Raw genomic sequence first — 16466 nt, 5'->3', positions numbered from 1 at the left:
GGCGGCCTGCCCCGGCTACAACGACATTAACCCCCCCCCGGCCCCGCGCGCCCCCACCCGCCACCCCCCCGCGCCCGTTGGGCCCCCCCCCCCGGGGGGGGCGGGGGGTCCCCCCCCCGCCCACGCCGGCTTTTTGCGGTCGGGCCCCCGTACCTCCTCGCAACCCCGCCGCGTCCACGTCGAGTTGGGAAGGCGGGCACCGACCGCGCCGGCACCGCGCCGCCACCGCCCGGCGGGGCGGCGGCCCGTGGCCCGCGGAGCGCACCGTGTGCGCGGCTACGAACCGGTAGTTCACACACCCGCGGCTTTCCCGACCGCCGGCCGCGGGAAGGCTCGCCCGGTGCACCGTGCCGCACGCCCGGCCGGCGGGACCCGATCCGGTCCGCCGCGCCGTCCGCCAGCAGAGTGAAAGCGGACAGGAGCCCCCCTGCCCGCACCCCGCACCCCCGCCACGGAACGGATACAAAGGACGAAATCCAGCAGAGCACCACAATCCCAGGTGAGCCCATGATCGGTCGCATCCCTGTACTGGACATCCGCCCGCAGATCGATTGCGGCCGCCGCCCGGCGAAGGCCGTGGTGGGCGAGACCTTCGAGGTCTCCGCCACGGTCTTCCGAGAAGGCCACGACGCGGTCGCCGCCAACGTGGTGCTGCGCAACCCGGCGGGCCGCTGCGGCCCGTGGACCCCCATGCGGGAGCGGGCGGCGGGCACCGACCGGTGGGTGTGCGAGGTCACCCCCGACATCGAGGGCCGCTGGACGTTCACCGTGGAGGCGTGGTCCGATCCGCTCGCCACCTGGCGCCATCACGCCGCCGTCAAGGTCCCGGCCGGGATCGAGCCCGAACTGGTCCTCACCGAGGGCGCCGACCTGCACGAACGGGCCGCCTCCGAGGTCCCCAAGAGCGACGGCCGACAGGACGTGCTGGCCGCCGTCGACGCGCTGCGCAACACCTCCCTGCCGGCCGCCACCCGCCTGGCCACCGCACTGGCCCCCGAGGTCACCCAGGCGCTGGACCGCCACCCGCTGCGCGAACTGCTCACCGTCTCCCGCCCGATGCCGCTGGTCGTCGAGCGCCGAAGAGCCCTCTACGGCTCGTGGTACGAGCTCTTCCCGCGCTCCGAGGGCGCCGTGACCGCTCCGGACGGCACCGTCCGGAGCGGCACCCTGCGCACCGCCGCCGAACGGCTGCCCGCGGTGGCCGCGATGGGCTTCGACGTGGTCTACCTCCCGCCCGTCCACCCCATCGGCACCACCCACCGCAAGGGCCCCAACAACGCGCTCTGCGCGGGACGGTACGACGTCGGCTCCCCCTGGGCCATCGGCTCGCCGGCCGGCGGCCATGACGCGCTCCACCCGGACCTGGGCACCTTCGCGGACTTCGACCACTTCGTGCGGACCGCCCGCGAGCTGCGGATGGAGGTGGCCCTGGACTTCGCCCTCCAGTGCTCCCCGGACCACCCCTGGGTCACCCTGCACCCGCAGTGGTTCCACCACCGCGCCGACGGCTCCATCGCCCACGCGGAGAACCCGCCGAAGAAGTACCAGGACATCTACCCCGTGGCCTTCGACGCCGACTTCCGCGGCCTGGTCCGGGAGACCGAGCGGCTGCTGCGCTTCTGGATGGCCAAGGGCGTCCGGATCTTCCGGGTGGACAACCCGCACACCAAGCCGGTGGCGTTCTGGGAGAAGGTCCTGGCCGACATCAACCGCACCGACCCGGACGTGCTGTTCCTGGCCGAGGCGTTCACCCGCCCGGCGATGCTGCACACCCTGGCGAAGGTCGGCTTCCAGCAGTCGTACACCTACTTCACCTGGCGCAACACCAAGCGGGAACTCACCGCGTACCTCACCGAGCTGACCGGCGAGAGCGCGAGCTACCTGCGGCCCAACTTCTTCGTGAACACCCCCGACATCTTGCACGACTTCCTCCAGGACGGCGGCCGCCCGGCCTTCGAGGCCCGCGCCGTCCTGGCCGCCACCCTCTCCCCCGCCTGGGGCGTCTACGCGGGCTACGAGCTGTGCGAGGCGACGCCGGTACGGCCCGGCAGCGAGGAGTACCGGGACTCGGAGAAGTACCAACTCCGGCCCCGCGACTGGGATGCCGCGGCCCGCGCGGGGCGGACCATCGCCCCGCTGATCACCGCCCTCAACCGCATCCGCCGCCGCCACCCCGCCCTCCAGCAGCTGCGCAACCTGCACTTCCACGAGGTCGACAACGACGCCGTCCTGGCGTACTCCAAGCGCGCGGGCAGCGGCGCGGACGCCGACACGGTGCTCACCGTGGTCAACCTCGACCCGCACCACACCCACGAGGCGACGGTGTCGTTGGACATGCCGGAACTCGGCCTCGGCCGGCACGAGTCCTTCCCGGTGCGCGACGAGCTCACCGGCGACACCTACCACTGGGGCAGGGACAACTACGTGCGCCTGGAGCCGGGCAGCCCGCCCGCGCCGGCCCATGTGCTGTCGCTGCGACCGTCCTCACCGATCGGAGGGTCACCCAATTGATCGTCAACGAGCCTGTTCCCGACACGTTCGAAGACACCCCGGCGAAGGACCGCGATCCCGACTGGTTCAAACGGGCGGTCTTCTACGAGGTCCTGGTCCGCTCCTTCCAGGACAGCAACGGCGACGGCATCGGGGACCTCAAGGGCATCACGGCCAAGCTCGACTATCTGCAGTGGCTGGGGGTGGACTGCCTCTGGCTGCCGCCGTTCTTCAAGTCCCCGCTGCGGGACGGCGGCTACGACGTCTCCGACTACACCGCGGTCCTCCCCGAGTTCGGCGACCTGGCCGACTTCGTGGAGTTCGTGGACGCCGCCCACCACCGCGGGATGCGGGTCATCATCGACATGGTGATGAACCACACCAGCGACCAGCACCCGTGGTTCCTCCAGTCCCGCAGCGACCCGGAGGGCCCGTACGGCGACTACTACGTCTGGGCCGACGACGACAAGCAGTACGCCGACGCCCGGATCATCTTCGTCGACACCGAGGTCTCCAACTGGACCTTCGACCCGGTCCGCAAGCAGTACTACTGGCACCGCTTCTTCTCCCACCAGCCGGACCTCAACTACGAGAACCCGGCGGTCCAGGAGGAGATGATCTCCGCCCTGCGCTTCTGGCTCGACCTGGGCATCGACGGCTTCCGGCTGGACGCGGTGCCCTACCTCTACGCCGAGGAGGGCACCAACTGCGAGAACCTGCCGGCCTCGCACGCCTTCCTCAAGCGGGTCCGCGCCGAGATCGACGCGCACTACCCGGACACCGTGCTGCTGGCCGAGGCCAACCAGTGGCCGGAGGACGTCGTCGACTACTTCGGCGACTACGCGGTCGGCGGCGACGAGTGCCATATGGCCTTCCACTTCCCGGTCATGCCGCGGATCTTCATGGCGGTCCGCCGCGAATCCCGCTACCCGGTCTCGGAGATCCTCGCCAAGACCCCGCAGATCCCGTCCGGCTGCCAGTGGGGCGTCTTCCTGCGCAACCACGACGAGCTGACCCTCGAAATGGTCACGGACGAAGAGCGCGACTACATGTACGCGGAGTACGCCAAGGACCCGCGGATGCGCGCCAACATCGGCATCCGCCGCCGGCTGGCCCCGCTGCTGGACAACGACCGCAACCAGATCGAGCTGTTCACCGCCCTGCTGCTGTCGCTGCCCGGCTCGCCGATCCTCTACTACGGCGACGAGATCGGCATGGGCGACAACATCTGGCTCGGCGACCGGGACGCGGTGCGCACCCCGATGCAGTGGACCCCCGACCGCAACGCCGGCTTCTCCTCCTGCGATCCGGGCCGGCTGTTCCTGCCGACCATCATGGACCCGGTCCACGGCTACCAGGTCACCAACGTCGAGGCCGCGATGAGCTCGCCGTCGTCGCTGCTGCACTGGACCCGCCGGATGATCGAGATCCGCAAGCAGAACCCGGCCTTCGGACTCGGCAGCTACACCGAGCTGCCGTCGTCCAACCCCGCGGTGCTGGCCTACCTCCGGGAATCCCCGGGCCGGGACGGCACCGACGACGACCTGGTGCTGTGCGTGAACAACTTCTCCCGGTTCGCCCAGCCCACGGAGCTGGACCTCCAGGCGTTCAGCGGCCGCCATCCGGTGGAACTCATCGGCGGCGTCCACTTCCCACCGATCGGCACGCCGCCGTACCTGCTGACCCTCGCGGGCCACGGCTTCTACTGGTTCCGGCTCCGCAAGAACGCCCACCACGCCGACTAGCCGTTCTGTCCGCCGCCTTCCCGTCTGCCGGCCGGTGCCGGCCCGCACTCTCGCCGCACCGGGCACCGGCTCCGAAAAATCCCCCGCCCGTACGCGACAACTCGCCGCGTGCGGGCGTTTTTCGACCCATCGCACGGGCAGCCTCCCCGCCCTCGTACGGGCCGGGCGGGCCATGGGCGGTCCCCGGCCCCCGGCTCGGGTGGGGTCGCTGCTCGCCGGGCCCGGGGAAGGCGCCGCCCCGTAGCGAAGCCGCACGTCGCAAACGCCACGCCGTACGGACGATCTCGCCCGACACGTCCCGCACCGCCGCGCCGTAAAGGCCGCATTCCGGGACACTTTTCCCTGTCTGTCGGGTGCCCGGGGAAAGGACACGACGCCATGTCGGACACCGCCTCGCCCCGCGCCACCCGCCACACCGCTGACCGCGAACCGGTCGCCGCCCCCGATCTGCTCCCCTCGCTGGCGCCGCTGCTGGCCGAATGGGTGCCGCGGCAGCGCTGGTTCGCCGGAAAGGGCCGGCTGCTCACCGGCTTCACGCTGGTCTCGGCGACCGAACTGCTGCCGTGCACCGGCCCGGGCGGCACGCCGGGCCTGCTCCAACTGCTGGTCCGCGCCCAGCAGAGCGCGCCGCCCAGCCGCACCCCGGCCGGCGGCGACTGCTACCAACTGCTGCTGGGCACCCATCCCGCGCCGCCGCCGCATCTGGCGCCCGCGGTGGTCGGCCGCCCGGCCGGCGGCCCGCTGCGCGGCCGCACCGTCTACGACGCGCTGCTGGACAACCGGCTGTGCGGGCTGCTGCTGGAGCGGCTGCGGGTGCCCGGCCGGACCGGCGCGCTGCGCTTCTGCCGCGAACCGGACGCCGCCATCCCCTCCGGGCTCACCGCCCGGCCGATCGCGGTGGAGCAGTCCAACTCCTCGATCGTCTACGGCGATGCGTTCATCCTGAAGGTCTTCCGGCGGATCGAACCGGGGGTCAACCCGGACCTGGAGCTGCCGCGGGCGCTGGCCGCCGCCCGGTGCGCCCGGGTCCCGGCGCCCGCCGCGTGGTTCGAGTCGGCGGCCCCCGGGGACAACGGCGAGGCGACCACCCTGGGCGTGCTCCAGCCCTTCCTCGCCGGCTCCACCGACGGCTGGCAACTGGCCCTCGACGCGCTGGCGGTGCGGGCCGACTTCACCCGCTCCGCGCGGGCACTGGGCCACGCCACCGCCGAGGTGCACACCGCGCTCGCCCAGGCGCTGCCGACCACCGAGCTGCACCGCCCGGAACTGGCCGCGATCGCCGCCCGGATGAGCGAGCGGCTGGAGGCCACCGCCCGCGCGGTGCCGGTGCTCCAGCCCTACCGGGCGCCGCTGCGGGCCGCCTTCGACGCGCTCGCCGCGATCGGGCACGACGGCCGCAGCTGGGCCGCCCAGCGCATCCACGGCGATCTGCACCTGGGGCAGACGCTGCGCTCCGCCGAGGGGGGCCGCTGGGCGCTGATCGACTTCGAGGGCGAACCGGCCCGGCCGCTGGCCGAGCGGCGCCGCCCGCAGCCGGCCGTCCGCGATGTCGCCGCGATGCTCCGCTCGTTCGACTACGCGGCCCGCAGCGGACCGGCCGGCGGCGACCCGTGGGCCCTGGAGTGGGCCCGCCGCACCCGCGCCGCGTACTGCCTGGGCTACGCCGAGGCCGGCGGACCGGACCCGCGCTCCGCCCCCGAACTGATGCGGGCCTACGAGACCGACAAGGCCGTCTACGAGGTGCTGTACGAGGCCCGGCACCGGCCCGACTGGCTGGCGGTGCCGATGGCGGCGATCCGGCGGCTGGCGGCCTGCGGCGACCCGGGGGGCGGCTGACCTCGCGGCGCCCCTCGCGGCCGTCCGGCGCCGCCCGGTGCGCCACCCGCCGCCCGCCGTCGCCGCCGTCCACGTCACCGCCGTCCATGTCACCGCCCGCACCGGCCGCCGCCCGTCGGCCGGCCGTCAGCGCCCCACCGAACGACCCCCGCCCCGAGGAGGCCCCGCCCGTGACCGCCCATCCGCCACCCTCGTCCGCTTCTCCCCCGTCCGCCGCGTGCGCCCCGTCCGCCCCGTCCACCCTGGACGGCGTCCGCGCCGCGGCGCCGCCGTCCCCGCCCGCCGTGTCCGTGCTCGCGGCCGCGCCCGCCGCCGGCCGCGCGGTGCGCCCCGCGGACGGCGGCGCCGGGGTCCGCCGCGCCGTCCCGCTCCCGGCGGAGGACCGCGGGCGGCTGCTCGCCGGCGCGCACCACGATCCCCATGCGCTGCTCGGCGCGCACCCGACGCCCGACGGGGTGCTGGTCCGGGCCCTGCGGCCGTACGCCGAGGCCGTCACGGTCGTGGCTCCGGGGCTGCGGGCACCGCTGCGCTCCGAGGGGGACGGGCTGTTCGCGGGAGTGCTGCCGCTGCGGGAGATCCCCGACTACCGGCTGCGGGTCGAGTACCGCGACACCGCGCTGACCGTGCACGACCCGTACCGCTTCCTGCCCGCGCTCGGCGAGGTGGACCTGCACCTGTTCGGCGAGGGCCGGCACGAGCAGCTGTGGCGGGCGCTCGGCGCACGGATCATGACGCACCAGGGGGCCACCGGGACCCGGTTCACGGTGTGGGCGCCCAACGCCCTGGGGGTCCGGGTGGTGGGGGACTTCAGCTACTGGGACGGCACCGGCTTCCCGATGCGGTCGCTGGGCGCGTCCGGGGTGTGGGAGCTGTTCCTGCCGGGCATCGGCGAGGGCGAGCTGTACAAGTTCGAGATCACCCGGCCGGACGGCTCGACGACGGTGCGGGCCGACCCGATGGCCCGGCGCACCGAGTGCCCGCCGGCCACCGCCTCGGTGGTGCACGACTCGCACCACGTCTGGCAGGACGAGGACTGGCTGGCCCGGCGCGGGGAACGGCCGGTGCACACCGCGCCGTTCTCCGTCTACGAGGTGCACCTGCCGTCCTGGCGCCCGGGGCTGACCTACCGCCAGCTCGCCGCCCAACTGCCCGCCTACGTCCGGGACCTGGGCTTCACCCACGTCGAGTTCATGCCGGTGGCCGAGCACCCCTTCGGCGGCTCCTGGGGCTACCAGGTGACCGGCTTCTACGCGCCCACCGCCCGGATGGGCACCCCGGACGACTTCAAGTTCCTGGTGGACGCGCTGCACCGGGCCGGCATCGGGGTGCTGATGGACTGGGTGCCGGCGCACTTCCCCCGGGACGACTGGGCGTTGGCGCAGTTCGACGGGCGGCCGCTGTACGAGCCCGGGGACCCGGCGCGGGCCGCCCACCCGGACTGGGGCACGCTGGAGTTCGACTACGGCCGCACCGAGGTGCGCAACTTCCTGGTCGCCAACGCGGTGTACTGGTGCGAGGAGTTCCACATCGACGGGCTGCGGGTGGACGCGGTGGCGTCGATGCTCTACCTCGACTACTCGCGCGAGGACGGCGCCTGGACGCCGAACGTGCACGGCGGGCGGGAGAACCTCGACGCGGTCGCCTTCCTCCAGGAGATGAACGCGACGGTCTACCGCCGCTGCCCGGGCGTGGTCACCATCGCCGAGGAGTCCACGGCCTGGGACGGCGTCACCCGCGCCACCCACCACGTCGGCCCGGGCGGCTTCGGGGGCCTGGGCTTCGGGCTGAAGTGGAACATGGGCTGGATGCACGACTCGCTCGGCTACGTCGAGAAGGAGCCGGTGCACCGCAAGTACCACCACGGCGAGATGACCTTCTCGATGATCTACGCCTACTCGGAGAACTACGTACTGCCCATCTCGCACGACGAGGTGGTGCACGGCAAGCGGGCGCTGGTGTCGAAGATGCCCGGCGACTGGTGGCAGCAGCGCGCCGACCACCGGGCGTACCTGGGCTTCATGTGGGCCCATCCGGGCAAGCAACTGCTCTTCATGGGGCAGGAGTTCGCGCAGGGCGCGGAGTGGGCCGAGCGGCACGGTCCGGACTGGTGGCTGCTGGACCCGTCGTACGAGGCGGAGCCGGACCACCGGGGCGTGCGCGATCTGGTCCGCGAGCTGAACCGTCGCTACGCGGCCACCCCCGCGCTGTGGGAGCGGGACACCGACCCGGCGGGCTTCAGCTGGATCGACGGGGACGCCGGCGAGGACAACGTCTTCTCCTTCCTGCGGTTCGCCGCATCGGGGCACCGCCCAGGCCGTTCGGGCACGGGGGGAGGGCGGCCGCTGGTCTCGGTCAGCAACTTCTCGCCGGTGGTCCGGCACGGCTACCGGCTGGGCGTCCCCGGCGACGTCCCCGTCTGGCGCGAGGTCCTCAACACCGACGCCGTGCGCTACGGCGGCAGCGGCATCGCCAACGCCGAACCGCTCAAGACCGAGCCGGTCGACTGGAACGGCCGCCGGACCTCGATCACCGCGGTGCTGCCGCCGCTGGCCACGATCTGGCTGGTGCCGGACTGAGGGCCGGCGGGCGGCGGCAGGCGGAAGGGGCGGGCGCCGGTGGCGCCCGCCCCTTCTCCCCTCCCCGCCGGCGTGTGCCGGGGGCGTGTCAGACCGCGACGGGCGCCTTGGCGCCGTCGGCCGGGGCGTCGTCGTCGGACGGTGCGCCGTGGCCGTCGGCGGACAGCGTCCGCTCGTCGAACGGCAGTTGGCCGGAGAGCACCGCGGCGACCCGCTCGCGGTCGATCTCCTTGGTCCAGGTGCCTATCAGGACGGTGGCCACCGCGTTGCCGGCGAAGTTGGTCATCGCCCGGGCCTCGCTCATGAAGCGGTCGATGCCGACGATCAGGCCGACGCCGTCGACGAGTTCGGGCCGGTGCGACTGGAGGCCGCCGGCCAGCGTCGCAAGTCCCGCGCCGGTGACCCCGGCCGCGCCCTTGGACGCGATGATCATGAAGGCCAGGAGCGAGACCTGCTGGCCGAGGGAGAGCGGCTTGTCCATCGCCTCGGCGACGAACAGCGCGGCCATGGTCAGGTAGATGGCGGTGCCGTCGAGGTTGAAGCTGTAGCCGGTCGGCACGGTGATGCCGACGACCGGGCGGCTGACGCCCAGGTGCTCCATCTTCGCGATCAGGCGGGGCAGCGCCGACTCCGAGGAGGAGGTCGACAGGATCAGCAGGAACTCCCGGCCCAGGTACTTCAGCAGCGCGAGGATGTTCACCTTGGCGACCAGCCGGAGCAGCGTGCCGAGCACCACGACGACGAAGAGCAGGCAGGTCAGGTAGAAGCCGACCATGATGACGGCCAGCGACTTCAGCGCGTCCAGACCGGTGGCGCCGACGACCGCGGCCATCGCGCCGAAGGCACCCACCGGCGCCGCCCACATGATCATCGCCAGCACCCGGAAGACCAGCTTCTGGACGTGGCCGATACCGCGCAGCACCGGCGCGCCGGCCGGGCCGAGCGCCTGGAGCCCGAAGCCCACCAGCAGCGCCACCAGCAGGGTCTGGAGCACCTCGCCCTGGGTGAAGGCGGAGACCAGGGTGGTCGGGATGATGCCGAGGAGGAAGTCGGTGGTGGACTCGTGGCCGCCGGCGGTCTGGGCCTGGCCGGCGTGCCGGAGCGCGTCCGTCAGGTGCAGGCCGGAGCCGGGCTCCAGGAGGTTGCCGACGAGCAGGCCGATGGCGAGCGCGATGGTGGACATCACCATGAAGTAGCCGAGGGCCAGTCCGCCGACCGCACCGACCTTGGCCGCCTTGCGGACCGAGCCGACGCCCAGCACGATCGTGCAGAAGATGACCGGCGAAATCATCATCTTGATGAGGTTGACGAACCCGGTGCCCAGCGGTTTGAGCTCCACGGCGAAGCCGGGGGCGGCGAAGCCCACGGCGATGCCGAGCAGCACCGCGCCGATCACGGCGAGGTACAGGAAGTGGGTCCGGTCCCGCTTGGCCGGCCGGGCGTCCTCGGCGGTGCCCCGGGACGACGGGGTCTGTGCAGCCACGGCTGCCCTACCTTTCTGACGGGAGCGTCGATTCTGCGCCGCCTTCGCGGCTCGCGGCGCACGACGAGTCCCGGCGACTATGCACGGCGGTGTGGCGGCCGTCACCCTTGCGTACATTTCGTTCATGTAAAAGTGACCCGGCAGACTGTTCCGCATGCACCTCCCCCGTTTCCGCCGGCCACGGCGGCTGCGCGGTCCGCGCAGCCTCGCCGGACAGCTCTTCGCCATGCAGGTGGTCCTGGTGGCGGCCGTCGTCCTGGGGTGCGCGGTCTTCGCGTACGTCAGCGCCGGGCGGCAGGCGGAGGAGACCGCGCGGCGGCAGGCGACCGCGGCGGCCACCGCCGTCGCCGACTCCCCGGCCGTGGTGGCCGCCGCCCGCACCGCGGACCCGACCGCCGCGCTCCAGCCGTACAGCGAGCGCCTGCGGCGGGACGCCGGGGTGGACTTCGTCGTGGTGATGGCGCCGGACGGGACGCGCTGGACGCATCCGGAGCCGTCCGCGATCGGCGGCCGGTACCTCGGCCACATCGGGCCCGCGCTGCGCGGCGAGATCTTCCCGGAGACGCATATGGGGGTGCTCGGCCCGTCCGTGCGGGTCGTCGCCCCGGTCCGCGACCCCGAGCGGGGCGGCCGGATCACCGCGCTGGTCAGCTCCGGGATCACCATCGCCACCATCAGCGAGCAGCTGCGGGACCAGGTCCTCGCGCTGGTGGGGGTGGCCGCGGCGGCGCTGGTGCTGGGCGGCGCCGGCACCTACGTCGTCAACGCCCGGCTGCGCCGGCACACCCACGGCATGAACGCCGCTGAGCTGGCCCGGATGTACGACTACCACGAGGCCGCGCTGCACGCCGTCCGCGAGGGGCTGCTGATGCTCGACGGGGACGGCCGGGTGGCGCTGATCAACGACGGCGGGCGGGAGTTGCTGGGGCTGACCGGGGACGCGGTGGGCCGGCCGGTCGCGGGGCTGGGGCTGCCGGAGCCGCTGACCGGGGCGCTGCTGGCGGCCGGCCCGCGGGTCGACGAACTGCATCTGACCGGTGAGCGGGTGCTGGTCGTCAACTCCGCGCCGGTCTCCGGCGGCCAGCACCGCGGCAGCGTCATCACCCTCCGCGACCACACCGAACTCCAGGCGCTCTCCGGCGAGTTGGACTCGGTGCGGGGCTTCGCCGAGGCGCTGCGCTCGCAGGCGCACGAGGCGGCCAACCGGTTGCACACCGTGGTGTCGCTGATCGAACTGGGCCGCGCCGAGGAGGCGGTGACGTTCGCCACCGCCGAGCTGGAACTGGCGCAGGCGCTGACCGACCGGGTGGTGGGCGCGGTCGCCGAACCGGTGCTGGCCGCCCTGCTGCTGGGCAAGGCGGCGCAGGCCAACGAGCACGGTGTGGAGCTGGTGTTGACACCCGACAGCCGGATCGACGACGGGGTGATCCCGCCGGACCTGTCCGCCCGGGACCTGGTGACGGTGCTGGGCAACCTCATCGACAACGCCCTCGACGCCGCCGCCCCGCCCCCGGAGCACGGCGCCCCGCCCCAGGTGCGGGTCACCGCGCGGGCGGACGGCGGCGAACTGCTGCTGTGCGTCGTGGACAACGGCCCCGGGGTCGCCGCGGACGCCACCGAGGAGGTCTTCCGGCGCGGCTGGAGCACCAAGGAACGCACCGGCGGCGGCCGGGGGTTGGGCCTGGCGCTCGTCCGGCAGGCGGTGCACCGCCACGGCGGCACGGTCCGGCTCGACCGGGGGCCCGAGGGCGGCGCGCGGTTCACCGTGCGGCTGCCGCTGCGGGTGGCGGACGGGGCACTGCGGTGAGCGGCCCGGTGGACGGCGACGCCCTGCGCGTCCTGGTCGTCGAGGACGATCCGGTCGCGGCGGCCGCGCACGCCCTGTACGTGGGACGGGTGCCGGGCTTCACGGTGTCCGGCACCGTGCACTCGGGCGCCGGCGCCCGCCGCCATCTCGACCACCACCCGGTCGACCTGCTGCTGCTGGACCTGTTCCTGCCGGACGGGCACGGGCTCCAGCTGGTGCGGACGCTGCGCGCGGCCGGGCTCGGCGCGGACATCATCGCGGTGACCTCCGCCCGCGATCTGGCGGTGGTCCGCGAGGGCGTCTCGCTGGGCGTCGTCCAGTACGTGCTGAAGCCGTTCACCTTCGCCACCCTGCGGGACCGGCTGCTGCGCTACGCGGAGTTCCGCGCCACCACCGGGGAGGCCAGCGGGCAGGACGAGGTGGACCGGGCGCTGGCGGCGCTCCGCGCCCCCCGCCCGGCCGAACTGCCCAAGGGGTTGACCTCGCCCACCCTGCGGGCGGTGACCGACACCCTGCGGGCCGCCGCCGACGGGCTGACCGCCGCCGAGGCCGCCGCCGACGTGGGGATCTCCCGGATCACCGCCCGGCGTTATCTGGAGCACCTGGTGGAGAGCGGCCGGGCGGCCCGGGCGCCGCAGTACGGGCACGTCGGCCGCCCGGAGTTGCGCTACCGGTGGTCGGCCCCCTGACCTGAGGGGTCCGGCGGCGCGGCGGCGGTGGCGGACCGGGCGGCGCGGTGCCGGGCCGGGCCGGGCCGGGCATCCGACGTTGGGGCGTCCCGTCGGTCTGCGGACGGACCGCCGTCCATCCCAAGGAGGACGCCGGGGCCCGGCGTGGCACTTCCGGCCGGTCCGGCTTTCGGTCCCTGCGGCCGAAGACCGCGGCGGTCCGCGGCGTCGAGGATGGGACCACGGCCTTCCCGCCGTCTTCGACGACCTTTCCATCCCTTCATCCCTCCTGGGAGTTCGTGGTGCCGCACGCCGCCGTCCCCCGTCCCGCCGTCCCCACCCGCACCGCCCCGGCCGTCGCCGCCCGGGCCACGGACCTGAGCAAGGTCTACGGCCAGGGCGAGACCCGGGTGGTGGCCCTGGACTCCGTCTCCGTGGAGTTCGGCCGGGCCCGGTTCACCGCGATCATGGGCCCCTCGGGCTCCGGCAAGTCCACGCTGATGCACTGCATGGCCGGGCTGGACTCGGTCACCTCGGGCTCGGCCCGGATCGGCGACGCGGAGCTGGCCTCCCTCAACGACAAGCAGCTGACCCGGCTCCGCCGCGACAAGATCGGCTTCGTCTTCCAGGCGTTCAACCTGCTGCCGACGCTCACCGCGCTGGAGAACATCACGCTGCCGATGGACATCGCCGGCCGCCGCCCGGACCAGGAGTGGATCGGCCGGGTCGTGGAGACCGTCGGCCTGTCCGGGCGGCTGGGGCACCGGCCGTCCCAGCTCTCCGGGGGCCAGCAGCAGCGGGTCGCGGTGGCGCGGGCGCTGGCCGCCCAGCCGGAGATCATCTTCGCGGACGAGCCGACCGGCAACCTCGACTCCCGGGCCGGCGCCGAACTGCTGGGCTTCCTGCGGGAGTCGGTGCGGGCGATGGACCAGACCGTGGTGATGGTCACCCACGACCCGGTCGCCGCCGGCTTCGCGGACCGGGTGGTCTTCCTCGCCGACGGCCGGATCGTCGACGAGCTGCACGAGCCCACCGCGGACGCCGTACTGGACCGGATGCGGCGCTTCGAGACCGCCGGCCGGACCAACTAGGGCGCTGCCCGACCCGCCGCCCGCCGCGCCCCGGACCCGTACCCCCAGGACTGACACCACCATGTTCAAAACCGCCCTGCGCAACCTCCTCGCGCACAAGGCCCGCCTGATGATGACCGCGCTCGCGGTCCTGCTCGGCGTCGCCTTCGTCGCGGGCACCCTGATCTTCAGCGACACCGTCGGCGAGGCCGTCAAGAACGCCTCCGCCAAGAACCTCAAGGACGTGGCCGTCTCCGTCCAGGCCGTCAGGGACCCCAACGCCGATGCCGGCCCGGAGGCGGACGGCAGACACCGCACCGCCCTCGACGACAAGATCGCCGACCGGGTCCGCGCCCTGCCGGGGGTGACGTCGGTGCGCGCCAGCGTCACCGGCAACGCGGTCCTGGCCGGCCGGGACGGTCAGCCGATCGGCAACGGTTGGCAGGACCACGCCGTCAACTACCAGCCGGGCGAGGACGGCAAGGACCCGCGCTATCCGCTGGTGCAGGGCCGCGGCCCGGCCTCCGACGGCGAGATCGCGCTGGCCGAGTCCACCGCGAAGGCCGCCGGCGTGCGGATCGGCGACACCGTGCGGTTCGCCACCGACGGCCCGGTGCTGACGAAGAAGCTGGTCGGCATCGTGGCGACCGACGATCCGGCGGTCACCTCGGGCGCCAGCCTGGCGCTGCTGGACACCGCCACCGCGCAGAAGTTGTATCTGTACCCGGGCCAGTACGACGAGTTGGTGGTGGCGGCCGCCCCCGGCACCGATCAGCGGGAGCTGACCGAGAAGGTCAGCGCGCTGCTGCCCACCGGCCGCGGCGTGGCGACCAGCGGGCACGACCTCGTCGCCGAGCAGGCCCGGCGGATCGCCGACCAGAACAGCGCGCTCAGCCAGACCCTGCTGGTCTTCGCCGGGATCGCCCTGTTCGTCGGGATCTTCATCATCGCCAACACCTTCACCATGCTGATCTCCCAGCGCAGCCGTGAGATCGCCCTGCTGCGCGCGGTGGGCGCCTCCCGCCGTCAGGTCGTGCGCTCGGTGCTCGTCGAGGCCGCCCTGCTGGGCCTGGTCTCCTCGGTCGTCGGCTTCGCGCTGGGCGCCGGGATCGCGGTGGGGCTGCGGGCCGTGATGGACGCCAACGGCGCGGGCTTCCCGGACGGCCCCGTGGTCATCAGCCCGGCCGCGGTGCTCTCCGCCCTGGGGGTCGGGGTGCTGGTGACCGTCCTGGCCGCCTGGCTGCCGTCCCGCAAGGCGGCGCGGATCGCCCCGGTGGAGGCGCTGAGCAGCGTCGAGGCACCGCCGGCCGCACGCAGCCTCGTCGTCCGCAACAGCATCGGCGCGCTGATCGCCGGCGCCGGCGTCGCGGTGATGCTGTGGGTCTCCACCCTCACCTCCAGCGACGACCTGCCGATCGCCATGGCGGGGTCGGCGCTGACCCTGACCGGCGTGATCATCCTGGCCCCGCTGCTGTCCCGGCCGCTGGTCTCGCTGGCCGGCGCGGTCACCACCCGCTTCTTCGGCATCACCGGCAAGCTCGCCAAGGAGAACGCGCTGCGCAACCCGCGGCGGACGGCGGCGACCGGCTCGGCGCTGATGATCGGCCTGACCCTGATCACCGGGATGACCGTGGCGGCACACTCCGCCCAGGTGGCCACGGACAAGATGATCGGCCGCGGACTGACCGCCGACTACCAGATCAAGACCGGCAACTACGTCGGCGTGGACCCGAAGTTGTCCGCGAAGGTGGCCGACCTCCCCGGCATCGAGGCGGTGGCCCCGCTCCGCGGTACCGGCTTCACCACCGACCCCGGCCCCGGCCGGGACAGCGGCTTCGGCTACCTCCGCGGCACCGACCTCGACCAGATCGACAAGGTCGCCCACCTCACCTTCACCGAAGGGTCGTTGGACGCCCTCAAGGCCGGTGGCATCGCCGTCTCGCAGTCCGGCGCGAAGGAGCACGGCTGGCGCCTCGGCGACACCGTGAAGATCGAGTTCGACGAGAAGCGGAAGATCCGCGCGAAGGTCGCCGCGATCTACACCGACCTTGAGGCCCTCGGCTCCGCCTTCACCTCCACCACCCTGGTCGATCCGTACCTGGAGCGCTTCCGCAACGAGGAACTCCTGGTCAAGACCGCGCACGGCGCCTCCCCCGCGATCGCCAAGGAGATCCGGCACACGCTCGGCGACAACCCGCTGGTGAAGGTCCAGGACCACGAGGACCTGCGCAAGGAGACCGCCGGGCAGATCACCACCATCGTCAACATGGTCTACGGGCTGCTCGGCATGGCCGTGATCATCGCGGTGGTCGGTGTGGTCAACACCCTGGCCATGTCGGTCTTCGAGCGCACCCGCGAGATCGGGATGCTGCGCGCCATCGGCCTGGCCCGCAGCGGCATCAAGCGGATGGTCCGGCTGGAGTCGGTGGTCATCTCGCTCTTCGGCGCGGTGCTCGGCATGGGCCTGGGCATCTTCCTGGCCTGGGCCAGCGGCAAGTTGGTGAGCTCGTCCTTCCCGACCTACGCCATGGTGCTGCCCTGGGGCCGGCTCGGCCTGTTCGTGCTGATCGCGCTGGTCGTGGGGGTGCTGGCCGCGCTGTGGCCGGCCCGCCGGGCCGCCCGGCTGAACACGCTGGAGGCGATCGGCGCCGAGTGAGGCACCGGTAAACAGGCCGTGGGGGGGGGCCCCCCCCCCCGGGGGGCCCCCCGGGGGGGGGGGGGGGGGGCGGGGGGGGGCGGGTGTAAGACCGGCGCCCCCCCCACGGGGGGGGCGGCGCCCCCCGGGGGCGGG

Annotated in this window: 9 protein-coding genes; 8 read left to right on the top strand and 1 reads right to left on the bottom strand. The window is 73.5% G+C overall.

Annotated elements, in window-relative coordinates:
* Window positions 1-507 precede the first annotated feature (507 nt).
* The 4 genes from ACIQE0_RS38355 (at window position 508) to glgB (ending at window position 8647) form a co-directional block, all read left to right on the top strand.
* Window positions 508-2511 (top strand): maltotransferase domain-containing protein, encoded by a 2004-nt coding sequence (locus tag ACIQE0_RS38355; protein ID WP_402340920.1) that lies wholly within the window; start codon window positions 508-510, stop codon window positions 2509-2511.
* Window positions 2508-4235 (top strand): maltose alpha-D-glucosyltransferase, encoded by a 1728-nt coding sequence (gene treS / locus ACIQE0_RS38350; RefSeq protein WP_402340917.1) that lies wholly within the window; start codon window positions 2508-2510, stop codon window positions 4233-4235. The genes ACIQE0_RS38355 and treS overlap by 4 nt, the downstream gene beginning before the upstream one ends.
* 378 nt (window positions 4236-4613) lie before the next feature.
* On the top strand, window positions 4614-6071 hold the full coding sequence (locus ACIQE0_RS38345; RefSeq protein WP_366330757.1) for a maltokinase N-terminal cap-like domain-containing protein: 1458 nt from the start codon (window positions 4614-4616) through the stop codon (window positions 6069-6071).
* A 170-nt stretch (window positions 6072-6241) separates the two neighbouring features.
* Window positions 6242-8647 (top strand): 1,4-alpha-glucan branching enzyme, encoded by a 2406-nt coding sequence (glgB, locus tag ACIQE0_RS38340; protein WP_402340914.1) that lies wholly within the window; start codon window positions 6242-6244, stop codon window positions 8645-8647.
* An 88-nt stretch (window positions 8648-8735) separates the two neighbouring features.
* On the opposite strand, the gene ACIQE0_RS38335 is transcribed toward glgB, so the two are convergent.
* The gene (locus ACIQE0_RS38335; RefSeq protein WP_366330759.1) at window positions 8736-10130 is read right to left on the bottom strand and encodes a cation:dicarboxylate symporter family transporter; all 1395 of its coding nucleotides are present in this window, start codon (window positions 10128-10130) and stop codon (window positions 8736-8738) included.
* Window positions 10131-10284: 154 nt separating this feature from the next.
* On the opposite strand from ACIQE0_RS38335, the gene ACIQE0_RS38330 reads away from it, so the two are divergent.
* The 4 genes from ACIQE0_RS38330 to ACIQE0_RS38315 all read left to right on the top strand — a co-directional run bounded on the left by ACIQE0_RS38330 (window position 10285) and on the right by ACIQE0_RS38315 (window position 16331).
* Complete coding sequence (locus ACIQE0_RS38330) at window positions 10285-11937, top strand: ATP-binding protein (protein WP_402340911.1); 1653 nt, start codon at window positions 10285-10287, stop codon at window positions 11935-11937.
* Complete coding sequence (locus ACIQE0_RS38325) at window positions 11934-12626, top strand: response regulator (protein WP_366330761.1); 693 nt, start codon at window positions 11934-11936, stop codon at window positions 12624-12626. The genes ACIQE0_RS38330 and ACIQE0_RS38325 overlap by 4 nt, the downstream gene beginning before the upstream one ends.
* A gap of 281 nt (window positions 12627-12907) precedes the next feature.
* Complete coding sequence (locus tag ACIQE0_RS38320; protein ID WP_366330762.1) at window positions 12908-13696, top strand: ABC transporter ATP-binding protein; 789 nt, start codon at window positions 12908-12910, stop codon at window positions 13694-13696.
* Window positions 13697-13757: 61 nt separating this feature from the next.
* On the top strand, window positions 13758-16331 hold the full coding sequence (locus ACIQE0_RS38315; protein ID WP_402340906.1) for an ABC transporter permease: 2574 nt from the start codon (window positions 13758-13760) through the stop codon (window positions 16329-16331).
* Window positions 16332-16466: the final 135 nt, after the last annotated feature.

Source organism: Streptomyces sp. NPDC093097 (assembly GCF_044754325.1).
Taxonomy (GTDB): domain Bacteria; phylum Actinomycetota; class Actinomycetes; order Streptomycetales; family Streptomycetaceae; genus Streptomyces.
Note: the sequence above shows the minus strand (reverse complement) of the source record. Positions and strands in the feature narration are given on the sequence as shown.